The sequence below is a fragment of the Pseudarthrobacter sp. MDT3-1 genome (genome assembly GCF_054510755.1).
Map to the genome: position 1 here is coordinate 262577 of NZ_JBTNDX010000002.1, position 20267 is coordinate 282843.

A 20267-nucleotide genomic window follows, 5' to 3' on the forward strand; every position below is an offset into this window, starting at 1 on the left:
TATGCAACTTTCATGCACGATGGGGCTGGGTATTTCTATGTAGTCAGTCCGTGTTCATAGGCATAGCTGGTGGCGGCTGCCCGGGACGTCAGGCCCAGTTTCAGGAAGATGTTGCTGATATGCCGCGCCACGGTCTTTTCGCTCAGGTACAGCTCGCCGGCGATGGCCCGGTTGCCCTTTCCGGTTGCCACCAGCTGAAGGACTTCAAGCTCGCGGCGGGTGAGGAGACCAGCCGTGCCTGGCGTGGCCCCGCTACCCAACATGCCTTCGTGCAGCAGGGATGCCGCCCACGTTGCCGCCGGCGCCGCGCCCAGGTCCAGGAGCGAAGCCTGGGCCGCCTCCAGGTACATCAGCGCCGAGGCTTCATCGCCAAGTGCGCGGCAGGCGCTGCCGGCCAACGCCTCGCAGCGCGCCGCTTCGTACGGGACACCGAGCTCCTGCCACAGTCTCCACGCCTCCCGGAGCGGTTTCAGGGCAGCGGAGGGATCGCCGTCGGCCAGTCGGACCGCGCCGTCCGCTTGGCCGGCAACGGCCCGGATCATGGGCATAGGGTATTCGTGGGCCAGGGCTTCCAGCTCCTGAAAACCTCGCCGCGCCGCTGCCACGTCGGAGGCGGCCAGCTCGATCTCCACCAGTGCCGGCAACATGTTCCGGCGGGTAGCGAGGTCTGCCGCGCCAGCTGCCCTCCGGATCATCGCTTGTGCCTGCTGCGCATCACCGCGGGCCAGCCAGACCAGAGCGAGGCCAGGCTGTGGCTCATAGCCGGATCGGGCCGCCTGCCGGTAGGAAGCTTCGGCGTCGTCCAGTTTTCCACCCAGCCGTTCCACCTCCCCCTGCTGGTAGTAGCCTCCGTAAAGCGCCTGGGGATCACCCCTTACGGCAAGTCCCTGGGCAGCCGCAGCCGCCATCAGTGCCTCGGCCCAGGCCCCATGGAGCATGAAGAGTTCGGCGCGGTGCGACTGGCACTGGCCGCTGAAGGACACCATGTCAGGGCGTGCACGGCACCAGCGATCCAGGGCAGCCGTCCATTCCAAGGCCCTCTCCAGATCGAAGACCAGGTGGCAGTTGCCGATGACTGCGCAGTAGATAATCCCCGACGGGATCGGGGAGAGTTCACCTGCCGTGACGGCCACCATGACCTCGTCGAACATCTTGAGTCCCTTCTCAGGGTGACCAAGCATCAGCGTGGCCTGGCCTGTGCCGAGGAGGCCCAGCGCGGACAGGTCCTTGTCGTGGAACCGCTGGCCGAATTCGGCAACGCGGGAGAAAACCTGCAAGGCGCCCGCCGGATCACCGCCGTAAAGTTTGCCCAGGCCCATCGGCACAAGCAGCAGGCCCTGGACTGCGCTGGGCTCGGCCAGTTCATCCACGAGCCGCTGGCCGCGGGCAAACCACCCTCCGGCCCGAGCCTGCTCCCCAAGGAACATCAGTTGCATGCCCATCCAGCCCGCGCACCGTGCGGCACTCTCGGCGTCGCCCATCCCAAGGTACTCCTCGTGAGAACGGGTGAGGGTCTCCAGTCCTGTGGTGCTTTCCCCGGTCAGGATCTCGGCCGTAGCCAGCCGTTCGAGGTCGGCAGCCGGCAACCCGCCACGCTTATCGGCTTCACGGAAAGTCTGATATGCCTCGGTCCAGCGATGTTTCTGGAAGGCTGACCTGCCCTGGTCAATGCCTGTTTCAGCTGACATCTGGCCCCTTTCGGACACCAACCGCCCAACCTGTTGGCCCGCGCACGCTGGGTGCGGCGGTACTTAAGCGCCACGGTACGCCCGGTGGAGAAGCGGCACAACTACGAACGCAGCAGCGCGCGCAGCGTCTGAATGGTGTCGGCCTCCGCCGCCGTCTTATCGTCGCGGTAGCGCTTGACGCGTGCGAATCGCAGCGCGATTCCGCCCGGATAGCGCGAGGAACGCTGCACGCCATCGATCGCGACCTCGACCACGGTGACTGGCTCGATCCAGACTGTGCCCGCCGTGCGCCGCACCTCGAGCTCCTGGAAGATCTCGGTCTGCCAGCGCAGCATCGCGTCGGTTAGGCCCTTGAATGTCTTGCCCACCATCACGTAGCCGCCGGGTTCGCCGAACTCGCCGGCCGGGTCGAGGGCTCCGAGGTGCAGGTTCGACAGCAGCCCTGTCCGCCGGCCTGACCCCCACTCGCAGGCGAGCACCACCAGGTCGTACGTGAGCACCGGCTTCACCTTGATCCAGTTGGAGCCACGCCGCCCGGCCGCGTAGGCCGATCCGACCGCCTTCACCACCACGCCCTCGTGGCCCGCGGCGAGCGCATCACGCGACACTCTCTCGGCAACGGCCGCGTCCGCCGTGATCTCCCCCGGGATCCGGTGCTCAGGGGCGATGCGCTCCAGCACGCCGAGGCGCGTCGCCAGCGGTTCGTCGAGCAGGTCGCGCCCGTCGATGTGCAACACGTCGAAGAACCAGGGATGCAGCACCGTGGCGCGCGCCGCATCCGCCCCGAACCGCGACATGGTCTCCTGGAACGGTCGCGGGCCGCCGGCCTCGTCGAGGGCGAGGGTCTCGCCGTCGAGGATCACATCGCGCACCGGCAGCCCTCGCACCACCTCCACCACCTCGGGCAGCCGGTGGGTCACGTCGGCCAGGGTGCGGGTGTAGATGCGAACTTCGTCGCCGACGCGATGCACCTGGATGCGCGCTCCGTCGAGCTTGTATTCCACGGATGCTTCCCCCGTCACCTCCAGCGCCACGCTGGCACTGGCCGCGGTTGCGGCGAGCATGGGCTGCACGGGACGGCCGACGACGAGGCCGACGGCGTCGAGCTCGGCCGCCGTTCCCGTGATCGCAAGCAGGGCGGTCCCGCCGAGATCGCCGGAGAGCATCGCCGCGCGGCGTACGGCGTCGACGGGCCGGTCGGCGGCGCGGGCAACGGCATCCGTCAGCACCCCCTCGAGCGCGCCGGTTCGCAGTTCGCCGAGCAGCACGCCGGCGATGAAGGCCTGCTCGCGCTCGGTGGCTGCCGCTGTGAGCATCCGGAGGGTCGCGGCGCGCTCCGCGGCTGATCCAGCGCCTGCGGTGACAAGCAGCCGGTCCAGCGCAGCGTCGAGGTCGGCGACGGTCAGGCTCGGTTCGGCGGCCGGCTCCCCCATGGCTGCTGTCATACCGCGCCAGCCGATCCCAACACGGCCCTGCCGCGGCTTGGCGATGAGCAAGCCGACGGCGGCCGCGATGTCCACGGGCTCGAGCCGGCGCAGCAGGTCGGCCAGTGCGTCGATCTTCGCGAGTCGGGAGCGGGTCGACGCGACGGCATCCGTGGTTTTCACGAGCTCGTCTAGCAGCATGGCATCAGTCTGCCACGCCCGCCGACGCCGGGCGCGTAGGCGGGAAAAGCGGGCCGCGAGTGGTTTGTGGCACAAAAAACCGGCCCAGCCGAAGCTGGACCGGTTCTTGTGCGGAGACGGTGAGTGGGCCCACGCCGTCAGGGTTCCCTGACCGAGCGAAGCGAGGTGAGGGAGACTGTGGGGATTAGTGGCTGTGGCCTGCGTGCTCGTCTTCGTTAGCGGGCTTCTCCACTACGAGGGTCTCGGTGGTGAGAACCAGCGCAGCGATGGATGCCGCGTTGCGCAGGGCTGCACGGGTGACCTTGACCGGGTCGATGACACCGGCGGCGATCAAGTCCTCGTACTCGCCCGTCTTGGCGTTGAAGCCGTTGTTGGTTTCGAGCTCGGCAACCTTGGCGGTGACAACGTAGCCGTCGAAACCGGCGTTCTGGGCGATCCAGCGAAGCGGCTGGACCAGCGCGCGGCGGACGATGCCCACAGCAGCGGCGGCGTCGCCTTCGAGTGCCTTGACTGCAGGGTCCTCGTCGAGGGCCTTCAGTGCGTGGATCAGCGCGGAACCGCCACCGGCCACGATGCCCTCTTCGAGGGCGGCGCGGGTGGAGGACACTGCATCTTCGATGCGGTGCTTCTTTTCCTTCAGCTCAACTTCGGTGGCTGCGCCGACCTTGATGACACCGATGCCGCCGGCCAGCTTGGCCAGGCGCTCCTGGAGCTTTTCGCGGTCCCAGTCGGAGTCGGTGCGGGTCAGCTCGGCGCGCAGCTGGGAAACCCGGGCTGCGACGTCTTCTGCGGAACCGGCGCCGTCAACGATGGTGGTGTTGTCCTTGGTGACCGTGATGCGGCGGGCAGTACCCAGCACCTCAAGGCCAACCGAATCCAGGCTGAGGCCCAGTTCCGCGGAGATGACCTGCGCACCGGTGAGGGTGGCGATGTCCTGCAGCATGGCCTTGCGGCGGTCGCCGAAGCCCGGAGCCTTGACGGCAACAACGTTCAGCGTGCCGCGGATGCGGTTGACGATCAGCGTGGACAGGGCCTCGCCCTCAACGTCTTCCGCAATGATGAAGAGCGGCTTGGAGCTCTGCAGCGCCTTCTCCAGCAGCGGCAGGAAGTCCTGCACTGAGGAGATCTTGCCCTGGTTGATCAGGATAAGGGCGTCTTCGAGGACGGCTTCCTGGCGTTCGGAGTCGGTCACGAAGTACGGGGACAGGTAGCCCTTGTCGAACTGCATGCCCTCGGTGAGGACCAGCTCGGTCTGCGTGGTGGAGGACTCCTCGATGGTGATCACACCATCCTTGCCGACCTTGCCGAATGCCTCGGCGAGGAGCTCGCCGATTTCGTCGCTCTGGGCCGAGATTGCTGCCACGCTGGCAACCTGCGTGCCTTCAACCGGGCGTGCGTTCTCGAGCAGGCGGGCTGCAATGGCTTCTACGGAAACCTCGATGCCACGCTTAATCTGGCCCGGAGCGGCGCCCGCCGCAACGTTGCGCAGGCCTTCCTTGACCAGGGCCTGGGCGAGCACGGTGGCCGTGGTGGTGCCGTCGCCGGCAACATCGTTGGTCTTCGTGGCTACTTCCTTGGCCAGCTGCGCGCCAAGGTTTTCATACGGGTCATCAAGCTCAATTTCGCGGGCGATGGTGACGCCGTCATTGGTGATGGTGGGTGCCCCCCACTTTTTGTCGAGGACAACGTTGCGGCCGCGGGGGCCGAGCGTCACCTTGACAGTGTTGGCGAGCTTATCGATGCCGGCTTCAAGCGACCGGCGTGCAGCGTCGTTAAACGCAAGCTGCTTTGCCATGGTTTTGTCCTTTCAAAGACAGAACCCCGCACTGTTGTTCGGTCAGGGACGGAACAGCAGTACGGGGATCCAAAGAGTTACTTTACGACGATCGCCAGAACGTCGCGGGCGGAGAGCACGAGGTACTCGGTGCCACCGGTCTTGACTTCAGTTCCGCCGTACTTGGAGTAGATAACAACGTCGCCAACGGCAACATCGATCGGAACGCGGTTGCCGTTGTCGTCAAAGCGGCCGGGGCCTACTGCAACAACTTCGCCTTCCTGCGGCTTCTCCTGTGCGGAGTCCGGGATAACCAGGCCGGAAGCCGTGGTCTGCTCGGCTTCGAGCGGGCGGACAACAATACGATCCTCAAGAGGCTTAATAGAGACCGACACTCGGACCTCTCCTTCTACGTCAGCAAATTCATGGACAGTTGAGCTGCTTCGCCGTGGCTGGCAAACCGTCGTCGCGGTGCCGGCAGCAGCCTGGCTGGCAGCTCTTCATGTGTTAGCACCCTCCTAGGGAGAGTGCTAATGATGACTCTATGTATTGGTTAGCACTCGGTCAAGGCGAGTGCCAGAATTATGTCGCTGGCGAACAGCTGTTACCGGCCGGTGAGGTCTTCGAGATCGACGTCCTCGTCGCCGTCGTCCCCTTCCTCAACGGCGCCCCGCCGCAGGTACATCACCACGGCGCCGCCCACGGCAGCCAGCAGCGAGACCACCAGCAGGATGATGCCGCCTATGCGCGCCCCGGCGTAGAGGCCGCGGATCTCCTGTGCCTCGTCCGTGGCATCCTGGATGTTCTTGCCGCCCACGGAGTAGACGGTGGCGTTGAACGTGTCCAGGAAGAGGATGATTACCAGCAGCGCGACGCAGACCACGGCCACTGCGGATCCTGCAATCAGCGCGGGGCGGGCAAACTTCACCAGGTCCGGCTCTCTTTCTTGGGGTAGTCCGGACGGCTGGGTGCCTGCGCTGTCTTCCATGCCTTTAACCCTAGCGGGAACTGGCCGCCGGGCTACCTCCACTAGGCTTGAACCCATGGCTCAAGCACCGCAGGACCAGATCGCCCCACTGCTCACGAGCGAAGGCTGGGAGCTCCTGGCGTCCCTGGGCCCGTACCGCGAGGACAAGTCCTTGGAACTCAACGCGGCCCTCCGCAAGGCCGGGCACTCCCCTGCACTGGTCTCCGCCGTCCTCACCCAGTCCCGGCTGCGCACCAAGGCGGAGCTGAAGTTCGGCGAGTTCGCCCGGAGCATGCTCTTCACGCAGGCCGGGCTGGAACAGGCCACGCGTCTCACGGTGGCCGCCAGGCATGCCGAGCGGTTTGCGCAGGCCGGTGTCCGCCACGTGGCCGATCTCGGCTGCGGCCTTGCCGCAGACTCTCTGGCCCTGGCTTCGATGGACATCACGGTCACGGCCGTGGAAATGGACGAAACCACGGCCGCCTGCGCCACGGTCAACCTGATCCCCTTCCCCAACGCCACCGTGGTGCACTCCGACGCCACCACCGTCCCGCTGGACGGGGTCGACGGCGTCTGGCTGGATCCCGCACGCCGGGTCACCTCCACCTCGGGTACCAAGAGGATCTGGGATCCTGAGGCGTTTTCACCGCCGCTGTCCTTTGTGGAATCGCTCGCCGCAACCGGGCGCGCCGTTGGCGTAAAAATGGGCCCCGGCATGCCGCACGAGTCAGTTCCCGCCGGCTGCGAAGCGCAGTGGGTATCGGTGGGCGGCGACGTCACCGAAGTGGCCCTGTGGTTCAACTCCGTGCGCCGGCCCGGAATCCGCCGTGCGGCGCTGCTGCTCGGCCCGCAGGGTGCCGCCGAGCTGACCAGCGCCGAAGACTTCGACGGCGGTCCCGCCGCGCCGGTGGGTCCGGCAGCGGGCTACCTGTATGAGCCCGATGGCGCGGTGATCCGCGCCGGCCTGGTGGCCGACGTCGCGCTTCAACTGGGCGGGCACCTGCTGGACGAGCACATCGCCTACATCTGCGCTCCGGAGCTGGTGGACACGCCGTTCGCCCGCGCCTACAAGGTCCTGGAAGTGATGCCGTACAACGTCAAGGCGCTCAAGGCCTGGGTGAAGGAGAACGGCATCACGGTGCTGGACATCAAAAAGCGCGGCACCTCGGTAACCCCGGAGGAACTGCGCAAGCAGCTGTTCGCCGGAAGCAAGGTGGCCGGGAAAAAGGCCGGACAAAAAACAGCCACCCTGGTCCTGACCCGCATTGGGGAGGACCGGGTGGCCATCTCGGTGGAACCTGTCCAAACGTTGTCCTAGTGGGCGCGTCCTACTGGGCGCGCATGAAATCCTCTGCCGCCCGGACCTGCTCATCGGTGGGCCGGACACCGGTGTAGAGCACAAACTGCTCGAGCGCCTGGATGGTGGCCACTTCGGCGCCGGTGATGACCTGTTTCCCGGCGCCGCGGGCCGCCTTGATCAGCGGCGTCTCCGCGGGCAGCGCCACGACGTCGAACACCACTTTGGCTGCGGCGATCGCATCTTCCGGGTAGGACAGCGAGTCCAGTTCCGGGCCCCCTGCCATACCGATGGGGGTGACGTTGATGATCAGGTCTGCCGTGCCGCCGTCGAGCGTTGCCCGCCACTGGAACCCGTACTGCTCTGCGAGCGCCCTGCCGGTGTCTTTGTTCCGGGCGATGACGGTGACGTCCGTGAAGCCGGCGTCCCGCAGGGCAGCGACGGTGGCCTTGGCCATGCCGCCGGCGCCCTGGACCAGCACCGAGTAGTCCGTGGGCACGGCGTTGCTTGCGAGGAGCTGCTCGATGGCGGTGTAGTCGGTGTTGTAGGCCTTCAGATGCCCATCAGTGTTCACGATTGTGTTGACCGAATCGATGGCTTTAGCGGAAGGATCCAGCTCATCCACGAGGGCCATCACGTCCTCCTTGTACGGCATGGACACCGCGCAGCCGCGGATTCCCAGGCCCCTGACGCCGGCGATCGCCTGGGCCAGGTCGGTGGGGGCGAAGGCCTTGTAGATCCAGTTCAGGTGCAGCTGGTCGTAGAGGTGGTTGTGGAACCGCGTCCCGTTGTTGCTGGGCCGGGCCGACAGCGAAATACACAGGGTCATGTCTTTATTCAGAATGGGCACCTGTCCATTAAACCCGTCTCGCCCAACTAGGTAGCGCTATCTGTCGTTTTGAGGTCTCAAAACGACAGATAGCGCTACCTAGTTGGGGTGGGTACTTTTCGTTACGGGCAGCCTGTCCCGGCCGGATAGCTTCCGACGGCGGCGGGCAGCTTTCCCGGGGCAGTCGCCTTGCCTGCCAACACGGCAACAAGGGCGTCAAAGGCGCCAGGCGTGCGGCCGTACAGCGCAATCTTCACCGGGGCAGTGGAATCCTGCAGCGGCCACGGCGCATCCAGTGCCACAGCGATATCGCCCCCAACCGGCCGACCGGCGTAACCGATGAGGCTGACCAGGGGGCCCGCCCCGGTGCCGAGCCCGGCCTTCGCTGCGGCAGCCTCAAACCGCGCCCGGTCCTGCGCTGATCCTCCGGCAATCCGGATGCTTCCCTCGACGATTGGCACGCCGCAGTGTCCGGACAGCACCGTGACGGCGGCCGCGGAGACCCGGGCCGAGGTGTCGGCGCCGCTGCCGGGGGCTGCGCTGGCGGGGGCCGACCGCGCAGGCGGCGACGTGACGCGGCCGCGCCAGGTCATCATGGTGGCCACGCGGACAGCTGCTCCGTCCAGGCGGGCCGCCGGCAGTGTTCCGGCCGCGACAGCGCTAACGACGGCTGCGTGGGCCTGCCCCACGTCCGTGGGCATCAGGAGCAGGTCCGCGCCCGCGGCGAGCGCCGCCGTTGCTGCGGAGCCTCCCGGGTATTGCTGCTGGACTGCGCCCATGTTGAGGGCATCGGTCACCGCCACACCCTTGAAGCCCATGCCGCGCAGCGCAGCATAGGTGGGGCCGGACAACGACGCCGGGACGCCGGGTTCCAGGGCCGGTACGGCGATGTGCCCGGTCATGACCATGGGCATACCGGCGGCGATGGCCGCCCGGAACGGCTTCCAGTCCCGGGCTTCGAGTTCCGCGATGCTCGCGGGCTGCACCGGGAGGTCTTGGTGCGAGTCAACGGTGACGGAGCCGTGGCCGGGGAAATGCTTGACGGCGGGCAGGACGCCGGCCTCCTGCATGCCCTGGGAAAACGCCACCGCCAGTGCTCCCGCCGCGTCCGGGTTGCCGGACATTGACCGGGCACCGATGGTGGGATCTGCTGGGCCGATGGTCACGTCCGCATCGGGGGCGAAGTCCACCGTGAAGCCCAGCGACGCGATCTCCGCGGCCAGAGCGCGGCCGGCGTCCTTGGCGAGTGGCGCATTGCCGGCAGCCCCGTAGCTCAGGGCCGTTGGCCATTCGGTCAGGGGCGCACCCAGCCGCGCCACAATCCCGCCCTCCTGGTCCACGCCGATGAGCCCGGGCCAGGGCCTGCCGTCGGCCTTGGCGGCCTGGGCCAGCCGGGCGTTGACAACACTCATGGCAGCCGGATCCGCCTGACCGCGCGCGTCGAGCGGAATGTTGTCGCCCATAATGATGGACCCGGCCAGATGGAGGCGTTCAATGGTGCCGGCCTGGGCTTCGGCGTCGGTACCGGCGTATACCGGCATCAGCACCTGGCCGGCCTTCTCCTCGACCGACATCGCCGCCACGGCGGTCGCGGCGACATCCTGGTCCCGCTGCTCCGGGCCCCAGCCCAGCGGCAGCAGCCCGGGGTCAGGTGAGGGAGAAGCGGACGGAGGTGCCGTCGTCGGCCGCTCTGATTCCGGGGTTGAGGCCGGTGCAGGGCCAGAGGCCGCCGGGGCGGTGGCGGGAACCGCCGTGCAGGCAGTCAGGGCGGCCACGGCAGCGGACGCAATAAGGAGAGTGGTTTTGTGAATACTGTCACGGGTCCAAAGGAACAAGGCCATCAAGACGATGCTACCCCTGCATTAGACTTGAAGGCGGCGCGTGCCCAGGGATATCTGAACAGTTAGGGGAACGCATGAAGATTGATTTCGCTTCATCGAAGCAATCAACTCTTGGTGTGGAATGGGAGCTTGCCCTGGTGGACGGCCAGACCGGCGAACTGGCATCAGTGGCCAACGAAGTACTCAGCGGCGTCGTCGCCAAGCACCCCGAACTCAACGAAGACGACGAACACCCGCACATCAAGCAGGAACTCCTGCTCAACACCGTGGAACTGGTCACCGGCATCTGCGAGACCGCCGCCGAAGCCAAAGAAGACCTCAGCCGGTCCCTGGCCGCGGTGCGCGAAATCACCGACCCCATGGGCGTGGAGGTTTTCTGCGCCGGCAGCCACCCGTTCAGCCCGCCGCAGTTGCAGCCCGTGACGGACAAGGCCCGGTATGCCAAGCTGATCGACCGCACCCAGTGGTGGGGCCGGCAGATGGTCATCTACGGCGTGCACGTCCACGTAGGCCTCGACCGGCGCGAAAAGGCACTCCCCGTGCTGGACGGCCTGGTCAATTACTTCCCGCATTTCCAGGCGCTCTCGGCGTCGAGCCCGTTCTGGGGCGGCGAGGACACCGGCTACGCGTCGCACCGGGCCCTGATGTTCCAGCAGCTGCCGACGGCGGGCCTGCCCTTCCAGTTCCCGTCCTGGGACGAATACGAGTCCTACGTCCAGGACATGTTCACCACCGGCGTGATCGACGCCCTGTCCGAGATCCGCTGGGACATCCGGCCCGTTCCGAACCTCGGCACCATCGAAATGCGCATCTGCGACGGCCTGGCCACCCTGGAGGAGGTGGGCGCGATTGCGGCGCTCACCCAGTGCCTGGTGGATGAATTTTCCACGACCCTGGACAACGGCGGCACCATCCCCACCATGCCGCCGTGGCACATCCAGGAGAACAAGTGGCGTGCCGCCCGCTACGGCATGGAGGCCATCATCATCCTCGACGCCGCCGGCAACGAACAGCTGGTCACCGACCACCTCCTGGAGACCCTGAACCGGCTTGAGCCGGTGGCAGCGAAGCTCGGCTGCCCCGACGAACTGGCCGACGTCGAGAAGATCATCCGCCGCGGCGCCGGGTACCAGCGGCAGCGACGCGTCGCTGCAGAGCACGGCGGCGACCTGCAGGCCGTGGTGCTGGACCTGGTCAAGCAGATGCGGAACGGCCCGACGGGGTAACGCAGTCCCTGCGGGGTTTCGACAGGCTCAACCGGCGGAAGCTTCGCGGCAGTCGGGTCAGGCCAGGAGTGAGACCGCGGTGACGGGCATCGAGGAATCCGGGGCGAAGCGGATGCCGCTGGGCCCGATCCCGGCCATCACCAGCTGCGCACCGAGGGCCGCCACCATGGCGCCGTTGTCCGTGCACAGGTCAAGCGGTGGCACGTGGAGTCTGATTCCGGCGGACGCACAACGCTGGCCGGTGAGTTCGCGCAGCCTGGAGTTGGCCGCCACGCCCCCGCCCAGCAGCACGTCCTTGATGCCATGCTCCCGGCAGGCCAGGACGGCCTTGGACGTGATCACATCCACCACTGCTTCCTGGAAAGCTGCGGCGATGTCGGCCACCGGCACGTCTTCGCCGCGGGCCTCGAATTGCTCGACACACCGCGCCACCGCCGTCTTCAAGCCGCTGAAGGACCAGTCGTAGCGGTGTTTTCCAGGCTCCTCGGCGGTGCCCATGTACTTGGGCTGGCTGAGGCCGCGCGGGAAGCGGATGGCTTTGGCGTTGCCGGTGCGGGCCAGCCTGTCGATGACCGGGCCGCCCGGGTAGCCGAGGCCCAGGATGCGGGCCACCTTGTCGTATGCCTCGCCGGCGGCGTCGTCGATGGTGGAGCCGAGGAGCTGGACGTCGCTGGTGATGCTGTGGATCTTCAGGATTTCGGTATGCCCACCGGAGACCAGCAGGGCGCCCAGGTTTTCCGGGAGACGGCCTTCGTGGCCGAGCCCAACCGCAAGGCTGGCGGGACGGCCGGCGGTGCCGCTGGCCCCACGGCCGGCGGCAGCTCCGCCGTCGGACTTCCCATCCAGCAGCCCGACGCCGACGTGCGCCACCAGGTGGTTGATGGCATACAGCGGTTTTCCGGTGGCCACGGCGAGGGCCTTCGCGGCGCAGACCCCCACCATCAGTGCTCCTGCGAGCCCCGGCCCGGAGGTGACGGCAAGGGCGTCCACGTCCTCCAGCGACACGTCGGCGTCGGCCAGGGCCTGGCGCAGGGTAGGCACAAAGGCGTCAAGGTGCGCGCGCGAGGCGATCTCGGGGATCACGCCGCCGAAGCGTACGTGCTCGTCCATCGAGGAGGACACCGTGTTGGTGAGCAGCGTGGTGCCTCGGACGATGCCGACGCCGGTTTCGTCGCAGGAGGATTCGATGCCCAGCACCAGGGGCTGCGAGCGGTTCATGGCTGGCCTGCTTCTGTTGTGTGATCCTGGGCTGGTGCGGGGTCAGCTGACGCTGGGTCGGCAGTGGCTTCGGGGACCAGCTGCAGCCGCATGATGAGGGCGTCAACGCCGTCGCGGTAGTACCCGCGGCGGACGTGGATCTGTTCGAAGCCGAACCGCACGTACAGCTGCTGCGCCCGGGGGTTGTCCGCGCGGACCTCCAGGAGGACGTCCGCCGCCCCGCGGAGACCGGCTTCCGTGATCAGCCTGTTCAGGAGCGTAGAGCCTATGCCCCGGCCTTCGCATTCAGGCACGACGGCGATGGTCTGGACATCCGCGATGGGCTCGATGCACATCAGGCCGGCGTAGCCCACTATCTCGCCGCCGCTTTCCGCCACCAGGTAACGGCGCGTTTCCGGCTGGGACAGTTCGGACAGGAACATGTGCAGCGGCCACGCGTCCGCAGGGAACAGCCGCTGTTCGAGGGCGTCCACGGCGGGCACGTCCTTCAGGGTCATGTCCCGGAAAACCACTCCGTCAGCGCTGGTCGGCATGCTCACAGGGCCCGCTTCCGTGGGCCGGGGACCTGGGCGTCCGATTCCCGGAGGTACAGGGGTGTGGAGTCGAGCAGCTGCCCGCCGGCTGCCAGCCGGGCCAAGGCGAACTGTCCGAGGTAGAGGGCGTCCGGTTGTTCGTTGCTGAATCCCGGGTCTGCGCGCAGCACGTCACTGTAGAGTCCGGCGCCGGCGCCGTAGGCCGGGAGGTCCGGCAGGTCGGCCGCGAAGCTGACGTGCGGGCCGTCCTCGAGCTGCGGCAACTGGCCGTCGGCGAGGCTGTACCGCGCCCAGTAGACCTCTTTGCGCCGGGCATCCGTGACCACCAGGAATTCGGCCGCGGCATCGGTGGACTCAGCCACTTCCAGTGCCACGGCGTCCAGGCTCATCAGCCCGTACAGCGGTTTGTCCCAGACGAAGGCGAGCGTCCGGGCGGTTGCGATCCCCGAGCGCAGGCCGGTAAACGGGCCGGGGCCCACGCCTGTCACGATCGCGTCAATGTCCCCGCCGGTGACGCCCGCAGAGGCCAGCAGGTCCTCGATGCCGGGTGCAAGCACTTCGGCGTGGCTGCGCGTGTCCTCGGTGGAGAAGCTGGCCACCACGCCTTCGAGGGCGTCGTCCGAGACGAGTGCGGCACTGGCCACGGCGGACGTGTCGATGGCGAGAATGAGCATCAGGGTGTCCCTTCGATGGCGCCGCCCAGAGCAGGCTTGGTGCTCCAGCGGGGACCAAACCCGCGCAGCACGATAGTGCGGGGTTCGTCGAAGTCCTCGGTGTCAAAGTCGAGGATTTCGGTGTGGCCGGGCATTGGTTCCGCGGCGCCTATGGCGTCCAGCCCGATCGCCCGGTGCAGGTCCACTTCCAGCCGGCTCTCGCTCAGGTGCTCCACCCGGCCGCGCCCCCATTCCACCACGGTCACGGACGAGTCCAGCGTGTTTTCCAGGTCAATATCGTCAATTTCCGACGCCGATCCCAGCCGGTACGCGTCCACGTGCACCAGGTCCGGGCCACCGGGCCGCGGGCCGTCGGGCAGGTTGGGATGGATGCGGACCAGGACAAACGTGGGCGAGATGATTCCCGCGCGCACGCCCAGGCCTTCGCCGAGCCCCTGCGTGAAGGTGGTTTTGCCGGCCCCCAGCTCGCCGGTCAGCACCAACAGATCCCCGGCCTGCAGCTCCGCCCCTAAAGCGGCACCGAGCGCGTGCGTCTCATGCGCCGTCGTGACTCTCCGCGTCTGTTCCCAGGTGGGCATCTCTGCCGGGAGCACGCTCACGGTGTTGCCTGCCCGGCGTCGGGATTGCCGATGGCAGAACGCCCGGCGCCAGGAACGTCGCCGGCTGGGCGGCTGCCGGAAGGCTCGACGGCGGGACTTTCGTTGATGACCCGGCGCGGCACCCGCGGGCTGATCCGGGTCACGATCTCGTAGTTGTTGGTGCCGGCGGCGACCGCCCAGTCGTCCGCCGTGGGCCCGCCGTCGTCCCCGTTGCCGAACAGCACCGCCTCGGCGCCGAAGAGGTCTGCGCCGGCGGGGCCGATGTTGCCGAGGTCGATGACCATCTGATCCATGGCGATGCGCCCCACCACGGGGTAGGTCCGGCCAGCCACCCGGACGGGACCGCCGGTGGCAATGCGGGGCACACCGTCGGCGTAGCCCAGCGGGATCAGCGCCAGGGTGCTGGGGCCGCTGGTGCGGTAGCGCAGGCCGTAGGAGACGCCCTGCCCGTCGGGGACCTGCTTGCATTGCGACACCAGGGTGCGCAGCGTCATCGCGGGCCGGAGGCCCAGTTCGGCGGACGTCTGGCCTTCGAAGGGCGAGAGGCCGTAGATGCCCAGGCCCACGCGGACCAGGTCAAAGTGAGTATCGGGGCGGGACAGCGTGGCGGGGGTGTTGGCCAGGTGACGGACTTCAGCGTCCACGCCGGCGTCCTCGGCCACAGCCAGCACCTCGCGGAAGGCCGCCAATTGTTCATCGGTTTCCGGCCGTTCGGGTTCATCTGCCACGGACAGGTGGGAGAAGATGCCCACCACGCGCAGGAGGCCCTGGTCCTGGTACTCCATGGCTTCGCCCAGCAGCTGGTCCCAGGCATCGAGCGCTACGCCGTTCCGGCCCAGGCCCGTGTCCACTTTCAGGTGGATCCGCGCGGGACGTTCCTGGTCACGCGCGGCGGCCACAATCCGGTCCAGTTCCCAGCCCGAGCAGCCGATGTCGACGCCGGCAGCCACCGCTGCGGCGAAGTTGCTTTCCGCCGTGTGCAGCCAGGCCAGCAGGGGGGCGTCGATGCCCGCGGCCCGCAGCGCCAGCGCCTCGGAGATGTGCGCGACCCCCAGCCAGGACGCGCCGGCTTCGAGGGCGGCCCGGGCCACCGGAACCGCGCCGTGTCCGTAGGCGTCGGCCTTCACCACGGCCATGACCCTCGCGGGTGAGGCCGCGTCTGCCAGCCGCCGCACGTTGTGGCGGATGGCGTCCAGGTCAATGACGGCGGACCGCTCGTACTGAGGATCAGGTCCTGAGGCCGCGCGGAAGTCACCGGTCGTTACGGGATAAGTCACCCTAGTGATTCTAGTGCGGGGGCCCGGGCCGGGATAATCGCGCCGCGTTCCCGGCGCACGGTTCAGGGCGCCACGGCGTCAGGCGTCGGACAGGTGCGCGATGGTGGCGGTGGCGCGGCGCTGCGCTGCCAGCGGGACGTCGCTGATAATGTCCGCCAGGAAACCGAAGCGGCGGAGCCACTGGCTGCTCTGGCGTTCGGGCCGGGAGTTGGCCCGCTTCCACCAGTCCGCGATGTCTCCCCAGCCGGGCGCTGCCAGCGAACCGCCCACCTCCTGCACGGCCAGGGAGGCGCAGAGGTTGGCGAAACGGAGCCGGTTGCCCAGCGGCCATCCGGCCAGGCTGCCCACGATGAAGGCTGCATCAAAGCAGTCGCCGGCTCCGGTGGGATCAAAGGCAGTCACCGGCAACGACGGCACCCACTCCTCCTCACCGGTTTCCGAGTCAACCGCCATGGCACCCTGCGCCCCGAGCGTCACCACTGCAACGGGCACACGGTCCGCCAAGGCATAGAGTGCGGACCACGGGTTGTCCTTCCCCGTGAAGGCCATGGCCTCCCGCTGGTTGGGCAGGAAAGCGTGGAAGTACTGCAGGTTTTCCAGCCGGACCGGTGACCACTCGCCGCTGGGGTCCCAGCCCACATCCCCGAACAGTTTGACGCCGGCCTGGTGGGCGGCGACAGCCCAGGGTTCAATCTCGACGTCGAGCTCGGCAATGCCCGCGAGCGCCGGCGGGGGCGGACCGATCAGTTCCGACGACGTCACGGGCGCCGGGTGGCCATGCGTCACCAGGGAACGGTCGTTGTGGACGCTGAGCGAGACGGTCACCGGGGAATGCCACCCCGGGATGCGGCGCGACAGGCTCAGGTCCACGTGTTCCTGCCCGGCCAGGATTTTCCAGTTGTAGTCTCCGTAGCCGTCGTCGCCGAAGGCGGCTGCCAGTCCCGTGCGCAGTCCCAGCCTCGCCGCGGCAATTGCCTGGTTCGCGACGCCGCCGGGGCAGCTGCCCATGCCCTCGCTCCAGATTTCCGTGCCCGGCTCGGGCGCGTGGGGCAGTCCCGTGAAGATGATGTCCTGGAAGACAGTGCCGGCCAGGAGGAGGTCGAACCCGCCGTCGGACGGTTTCCGGAGGGCAGAGAGCGGGTCGAAGCGGCGGTCCGGGATGGCGTCCATGTCCGGCACACTACGCCCTGCCGCGGCCCCACGGTAGGGGCGCGCCCGGCGCCCGCCTAGACTGCTGACTATGCGGCTTATGATTGCCGGCGGCGGCGGATTCCGCGTGCCGTTTGTGTACCGGGCGCTGGCGTCCGGCGCGTTTGCGGGGCTGGTCAGCGAACTGGTGCTGTTCGACGTCGATCCCGACCGCCTCCGCGCCATCACCGCGGTGCTGCGCGCCATGCCCGAGTCCGACTGCGGCGCTGCCGGAGGCCCCACCTCCGGCCCGAACGCAGGTGCCAAGGCCCCCGCCGTCCACACCACGACGTCCCTGCCGGAGGCCCTGGCGGGTACAGACCTGGTGTTCGCCGCCATCCGCCCCGGCGGCACGGCCGGCCGGATCAGGGACGAACGCGTGGCCCAGGACCTTGGCCTGCTCGGCCAGGAAACCACCGGCGCGGGCGGCATTTCCTACGCCCTGCGCACCATCCCGGAAATGCTGCACCTGGCGCGGCAGATGCGGGAGTTCTGCCCGGACGCCTGGCTGATCAACTTCACCAACCCGGCCGGCATGGTCACCGAAGCCCTGCTGCCGGTCCTTGGCCGGCAGGTCATCGGGATCTGCGATTCCGCGGGTGGGCTGGTGCACCGGGCGGCCCGCGCCGCCGGCCTGACGCTGCCCGACGGAACGCTCGACGGCGTGGACTACTACGGGTTGAACCACCTGGGCTGGCTCCACCGGCTGGAGTCCGGCGGCCAGGATCTGCTGCCCGCACTGCTGTCAGATGCCGCTGCCCTCAGCACCTTCGAGGAAGGCCGGCTCTTCCCGCAGCCGTTCCTCCAGGACCTGGGCGCCCTGCCCAACGAATACCTCTATTACTACTACCAGCGGGACAGCGCCGCGGCGGCCATGCGCGCCATGGCCCAGACCCGCGGCGAGTCCATCCACCACCAGCAGGCCGAACTCTATCCGCGGCTCGCCTCAGCCGGGGCGGAGGCGTACACGCTGTGGGACGCCGCCCGCCGCTCGCGGGAGGAAGGCTACCTCGCGGAGGCGCGGACCCACGGCGAGCAGCGCGACGAGGACGACCTCGCCGGCGGCGGCTACGAACGCGTCGCCCTGGCGGTGATGCGCGCGTTGGCGGGAGCCGGGGACGCCCAGCTCATCCTCAACACGCCCAACACGCTTCCGTCCGGTCCTGGCGGGGCGACCGCCCCCGGCGGCACCACCCCGGAACCGGCCATTCCGGGACTGCCGGCGGACGCCGTCGTCGAGGTCCCCTGCACGGTAACGCCCGACGGCGCGGTGCCGCTTACGCAGTCAGCCCCGGGACCGGAGCAACTCACCCTCCTCCAGCGCGTCAAGGAGGTGGAGCGGCTCACCGTCCGGGCAGCGACGCACGGAGACCGGGCGGCCGCCGTCGACGCTTTCGGCCGGCATCCCCTGGTGGATTCCCCCGCCCTGGGGGCACAGCTCATGGCCGGCTACGAGCACGCGTTCCCTGCGCTGCGCGGGCTTTGGCGCGGCTAGAGCTTCCGGTACATCACGTGCAGGCCCACGTATCCGAGCGTGGGGTGGTTGAACGCCTCGGGGATGGTGGCGAGGATTTCGAAGCCCATCCCCTGCCAGGCGGCCACCGCGCGGACATTGCTTTCCACCACGGCGTTGAACTGCATGGCCCGGAAGCCCGCGTCCCGTGCCGCGTCCAGGGAGTATGCGCACAGGGCCCGTGCCACGCCTTTGCCGCCGTGGCCGCTGTGGACCATGTAGCCGGCGTTGGCCACGTGGCTGCCCGCGCCGCCCTGGTTGGGGTGCAGTTCGCCGGTGCCGATCACGCCGCCGTCGGGCGTCACGGCCACAAACGCCTGGACGGGGGCATCCTTGAACCAGCGGGCCCGGGCGTCGGCCTCAGTTGTGTCCCGGTCCCAGGTGAACGTCTCGCCGGACCGGATGACGGGCTCCAGCACGGCCCACATGCCGGGCCAGTCGGCGTCCGTGGCGGGGCGGATCGAGTATTCCGCGGAACTGTGCGGTGTTGTGGCTGCATTCACACGCGCCACGTTAGCAGCCGGCCACGTGCCGGGAGGCCGCCCGGGAGCGGCTGGAGTAGTGTTTTACCGAGTGGGCAACAGCGGGGCCCACGCCGCGCCAGCGGTGGGAAGGAGAAGTCATGACATTGATCCGCAGGGTCGCGTTACTCTCCCTCCACACCTCCCCGATGGAGCAGCCAGGCTCCGGCGACGCCGGCGGCATGAACGTCTACATCCGGGAACTGGCGTCCGCGCTCGCCGAGACCGGCGTAGAGGTGGAGATCTTCACGCGCTCCACGTCAGCCAACCAGGCCGCCGTCGAACATCCGGACCCCGGCGTGTGCGTCCACAACGTGCTGGCCGGGCCGCCGCGGAAGATCCCCAAGGAAGAACTGCCGGGGCTGCTGCACCACATGGTGGCCGAGATCGAGCAGATCCGCCAGCGCCAGCCGCACGGCCGCTACGACGTTATCCATTCGCACTATTGGGTGTCCGGAATCGCCGGCCTGGAGCTCTCGGAGCTCTGGGGTGTGCCGCTGGTCCACACCATGCACACCATGGCCAAAGTAAAAAACCTCCTGCTGGAGTCCGGCGAACAGCCCGAGCCACGGTGGCGCGAAGAGGGCGAGCACCGGATCGTCGACGGCGCCGCCCGCCTGATCGCCAACACCACCGCCGAAGCCGGAGAGCTGGTGTCCCACTACGGTGCCGATTACGACCGGATCGACGTCGCACCGCCGGGCGTGGACCTCAGCACCTTCACTCCCGCCTTCCGGGCGCGGTCCCGGGCCGAACGGGGTGTTTCGCCGGAGACATTCCACCTGGTCTTCGCTGGCCGGATCCAGCGGCTGAAGGGCCCGCAGATACTGCTCAAGGCCGCCGCATTGCTGCGGGCCCGGCGGCCGGAGATCGATCTCCGGCTCACCATCCTTGGTGCCCTCAGCGGCAACAAGGACTTCAACCTCCGGCACCTGATCGCTGAGTCTGGCATGGACGACGTCGTCACGCACCTTCCCCCGGTCAGCGCGTCTGACCTGGCGTCCTGGTTCCGGGCGGCGGATGTTGTGGTGATGCCTTCCTACAGTGAATCGTTCGGGCTGGTGGCCATCGAAGCGCAGGCCTGCGGGACGCCCGTGGTGGGCACCCGGGTGGGCGGGCTGTCCCGCGCCATCTGCCATGGCCGGACCGGGCTGCTGGTGGACGGGCACCATGCCAAGGACTGGGCGGACGCGCTCGAAGCGATGTACGACGATCCGGACACCCGTGCAGATATGGGGCGGGCTGCGGCCATCCGGGCGGAGAACCTGGGGTGGAACCGCACTGCCGCCATCACGCTGGAAACGTACCACGCCGCCGTCGAACAGCAGCTGGCCAGCCGGCTGACCCCAACTTCCCCAACCCTCTCTCACCTTTGAGCCGTTTCCCCCCAACCCTCCCTCTCCGTCAAGCTGGTTGTGAGTCATTCATTAACTTTTTGATTGAAGGAGCCGGCGATGCCCGTTGATAACAAGGGTTTTACGCGTGAAGAGATCCGTG

18 protein-coding genes are annotated in these 20267 nt (G+C 68.1%); 4 read left to right on the plus strand and 14 right to left on the minus strand.

Annotation, left to right across the window (positions count from 1 at the left end):
- Nucleotides 1–35 precede the first annotated feature (35 nt).
- From ACX80X_RS02550 to ACX80X_RS02570, 5 genes are all read right to left on the minus strand, one after another.
- A complete protein-coding gene (locus tag ACX80X_RS02550) occupies nucleotides 36–1688 on the minus strand; it encodes a LuxR C-terminal-related transcriptional regulator (protein ID WP_459311120.1) in 1653 nt (550 codons plus the stop codon).
- A 101-nt stretch (nucleotides 1689–1789) separates the two neighbouring features.
- Nucleotides 1790–3313 (minus strand): ATP-dependent DNA ligase, encoded by a 1524-nt coding sequence (locus ACX80X_RS02555; protein ID WP_252614188.1) that lies wholly within the window; start codon nucleotides 3311–3313, stop codon nucleotides 1790–1792.
- Between the two features lie 184 nt (nucleotides 3314–3497).
- Nucleotides 3498–5108, minus strand: a complete 1611-nt coding sequence (gene groL / locus ACX80X_RS02560) for a chaperonin GroEL (protein ID WP_058931792.1) — start codon at nucleotides 5106–5108, stop codon at nucleotides 3498–3500.
- A 77-nt stretch (nucleotides 5109–5185) separates the two neighbouring features.
- Nucleotides 5186–5482 carry a co-chaperone GroES gene (gene groES, locus ACX80X_RS02565; protein WP_018773735.1) on the minus strand — a complete coding sequence of 99 codons (297 nt, stop codon included), beginning with the start codon at nucleotides 5480–5482 and terminating at the stop codon, nucleotides 5186–5188.
- Nucleotides 5483–5691: 209 nt separating this feature from the next.
- Complete coding sequence (locus ACX80X_RS02570; protein ID WP_252598349.1) at nucleotides 5692–6075, minus strand: hypothetical protein; 384 nt, start codon at nucleotides 6073–6075, stop codon at nucleotides 5692–5694.
- A gap of 55 nt (nucleotides 6076–6130) precedes the next feature.
- Here ACX80X_RS02570 and ACX80X_RS02575 point away from each other — a divergent pair, with 55 nt between their 5' ends.
- Complete coding sequence (locus ACX80X_RS02575; RefSeq protein ID WP_252614184.1) at nucleotides 6131–7372, plus strand: class I SAM-dependent methyltransferase; 1242 nt, start codon at nucleotides 6131–6133, stop codon at nucleotides 7370–7372.
- A gap of 10 nt (nucleotides 7373–7382) precedes the next feature.
- Here the strand turns inward: ACX80X_RS02575 and ACX80X_RS02580 are convergent, their stop codons facing one another.
- Together ACX80X_RS02580 and ACX80X_RS02585 are read right to left on the minus strand one after the other, a co-directional pair.
- Nucleotides 7383–8201, minus strand: a complete 819-nt coding sequence (locus ACX80X_RS02580) for a shikimate 5-dehydrogenase (protein ID WP_308293086.1) — start codon at nucleotides 8199–8201, stop codon at nucleotides 7383–7385.
- A gap of 101 nt (nucleotides 8202–8302) precedes the next feature.
- A complete protein-coding gene (locus tag ACX80X_RS02585) occupies nucleotides 8303–9754 on the minus strand; it encodes a glycoside hydrolase family 3 N-terminal domain-containing protein (RefSeq protein WP_459311135.1) in 1452 nt (483 codons plus the stop codon).
- 341 nt (nucleotides 9755–10095) lie between these two features.
- On the opposite strand from ACX80X_RS02585, the gene ACX80X_RS02590 reads away from it, so the two are divergent.
- Nucleotides 10096–11247 (plus strand): glutamate--cysteine ligase, encoded by a 1152-nt coding sequence (locus ACX80X_RS02590; RefSeq protein WP_252614182.1) that lies wholly within the window; start codon nucleotides 10096–10098, stop codon nucleotides 11245–11247.
- 57 nt (nucleotides 11248–11304) lie between these two features.
- Here ACX80X_RS02590 and ACX80X_RS02595 read toward each other — a convergent pair whose 3' ends face one another.
- From ACX80X_RS02595 to ACX80X_RS02620, 6 genes are all read right to left on the minus strand, one after another.
- Nucleotides 11305–12465 (minus strand): tRNA (adenosine(37)-N6)-threonylcarbamoyltransferase complex transferase subunit TsaD, encoded by a 1161-nt coding sequence (locus tag ACX80X_RS02595; RefSeq protein ID WP_252614181.1) that lies wholly within the window; start codon nucleotides 12463–12465, stop codon nucleotides 11305–11307.
- A complete protein-coding gene (rimI, locus tag ACX80X_RS02600) occupies nucleotides 12462–12998 on the minus strand; it encodes a ribosomal protein S18-alanine N-acetyltransferase (RefSeq protein ID WP_252598657.1) in 537 nt (178 codons plus the stop codon). Before rimI ends, ACX80X_RS02595 begins: the two co-directional genes overlap by 4 nt.
- A gap of 2 nt (nucleotides 12999–13000) precedes the next feature.
- Nucleotides 13001–13672, minus strand: coding sequence for a tRNA (adenosine(37)-N6)-threonylcarbamoyltransferase complex dimerization subunit type 1 TsaB (gene tsaB / locus ACX80X_RS02605; RefSeq protein ID WP_056344197.1), 672 nt, complete (start codon nucleotides 13670–13672; stop codon nucleotides 13001–13003).
- Nucleotides 13672–14250 carry a tRNA (adenosine(37)-N6)-threonylcarbamoyltransferase complex ATPase subunit type 1 TsaE gene (tsaE, locus tag ACX80X_RS02610; protein ID WP_252609080.1) on the minus strand — a complete coding sequence of 193 codons (579 nt, stop codon included), beginning with the start codon at nucleotides 14248–14250 and terminating at the stop codon, nucleotides 13672–13674. The genes tsaB and tsaE overlap by 1 nt, the downstream gene beginning before the upstream one ends.
- A 17-nt stretch (nucleotides 14251–14267) precedes the next feature.
- Nucleotides 14268–15548, minus strand: coding sequence for an alanine racemase (gene alr / locus ACX80X_RS02615; RefSeq protein WP_252598353.1), 1281 nt, complete (start codon nucleotides 15546–15548; stop codon nucleotides 14268–14270).
- Between the two features lie 78 nt (nucleotides 15549–15626).
- Nucleotides 15627–16718, minus strand: a complete 1092-nt coding sequence (locus ACX80X_RS02620; protein ID WP_252608936.1) for a carbohydrate kinase family protein — start codon at nucleotides 16716–16718, stop codon at nucleotides 15627–15629.
- Nucleotides 16719–16788: 70 nt separating this feature from the next.
- On the opposite strand from ACX80X_RS02620, the gene ACX80X_RS02625 reads away from it, so the two are divergent.
- Nucleotides 16789–18231 carry a family 4 glycosyl hydrolase gene (locus ACX80X_RS02625; RefSeq protein WP_459311123.1) on the plus strand — a complete coding sequence of 481 codons (1443 nt, stop codon included), beginning with the start codon at nucleotides 16789–16791 and terminating at the stop codon, nucleotides 18229–18231.
- On the opposite strand, the gene ACX80X_RS02630 is transcribed toward ACX80X_RS02625, so the two are convergent.
- Nucleotides 18228–18752 (minus strand): GNAT family N-acetyltransferase, encoded by a 525-nt coding sequence (locus ACX80X_RS02630; protein WP_459308490.1) that lies wholly within the window; start codon nucleotides 18750–18752, stop codon nucleotides 18228–18230. The genes ACX80X_RS02625 and ACX80X_RS02630 overlap by 4 nt on opposite strands.
- Nucleotides 18753–18871: 119 nt before the next feature.
- On the opposite strand from ACX80X_RS02630, the gene mshA reads away from it, so the two are divergent.
- Complete coding sequence (mshA, locus tag ACX80X_RS02635; protein WP_459308488.1) at nucleotides 18872–20146, plus strand: D-inositol-3-phosphate glycosyltransferase; 1275 nt, start codon at nucleotides 18872–18874, stop codon at nucleotides 20144–20146.
- The last annotated feature ends 121 nt before the right edge of the window (nucleotides 20147–20267 follow it).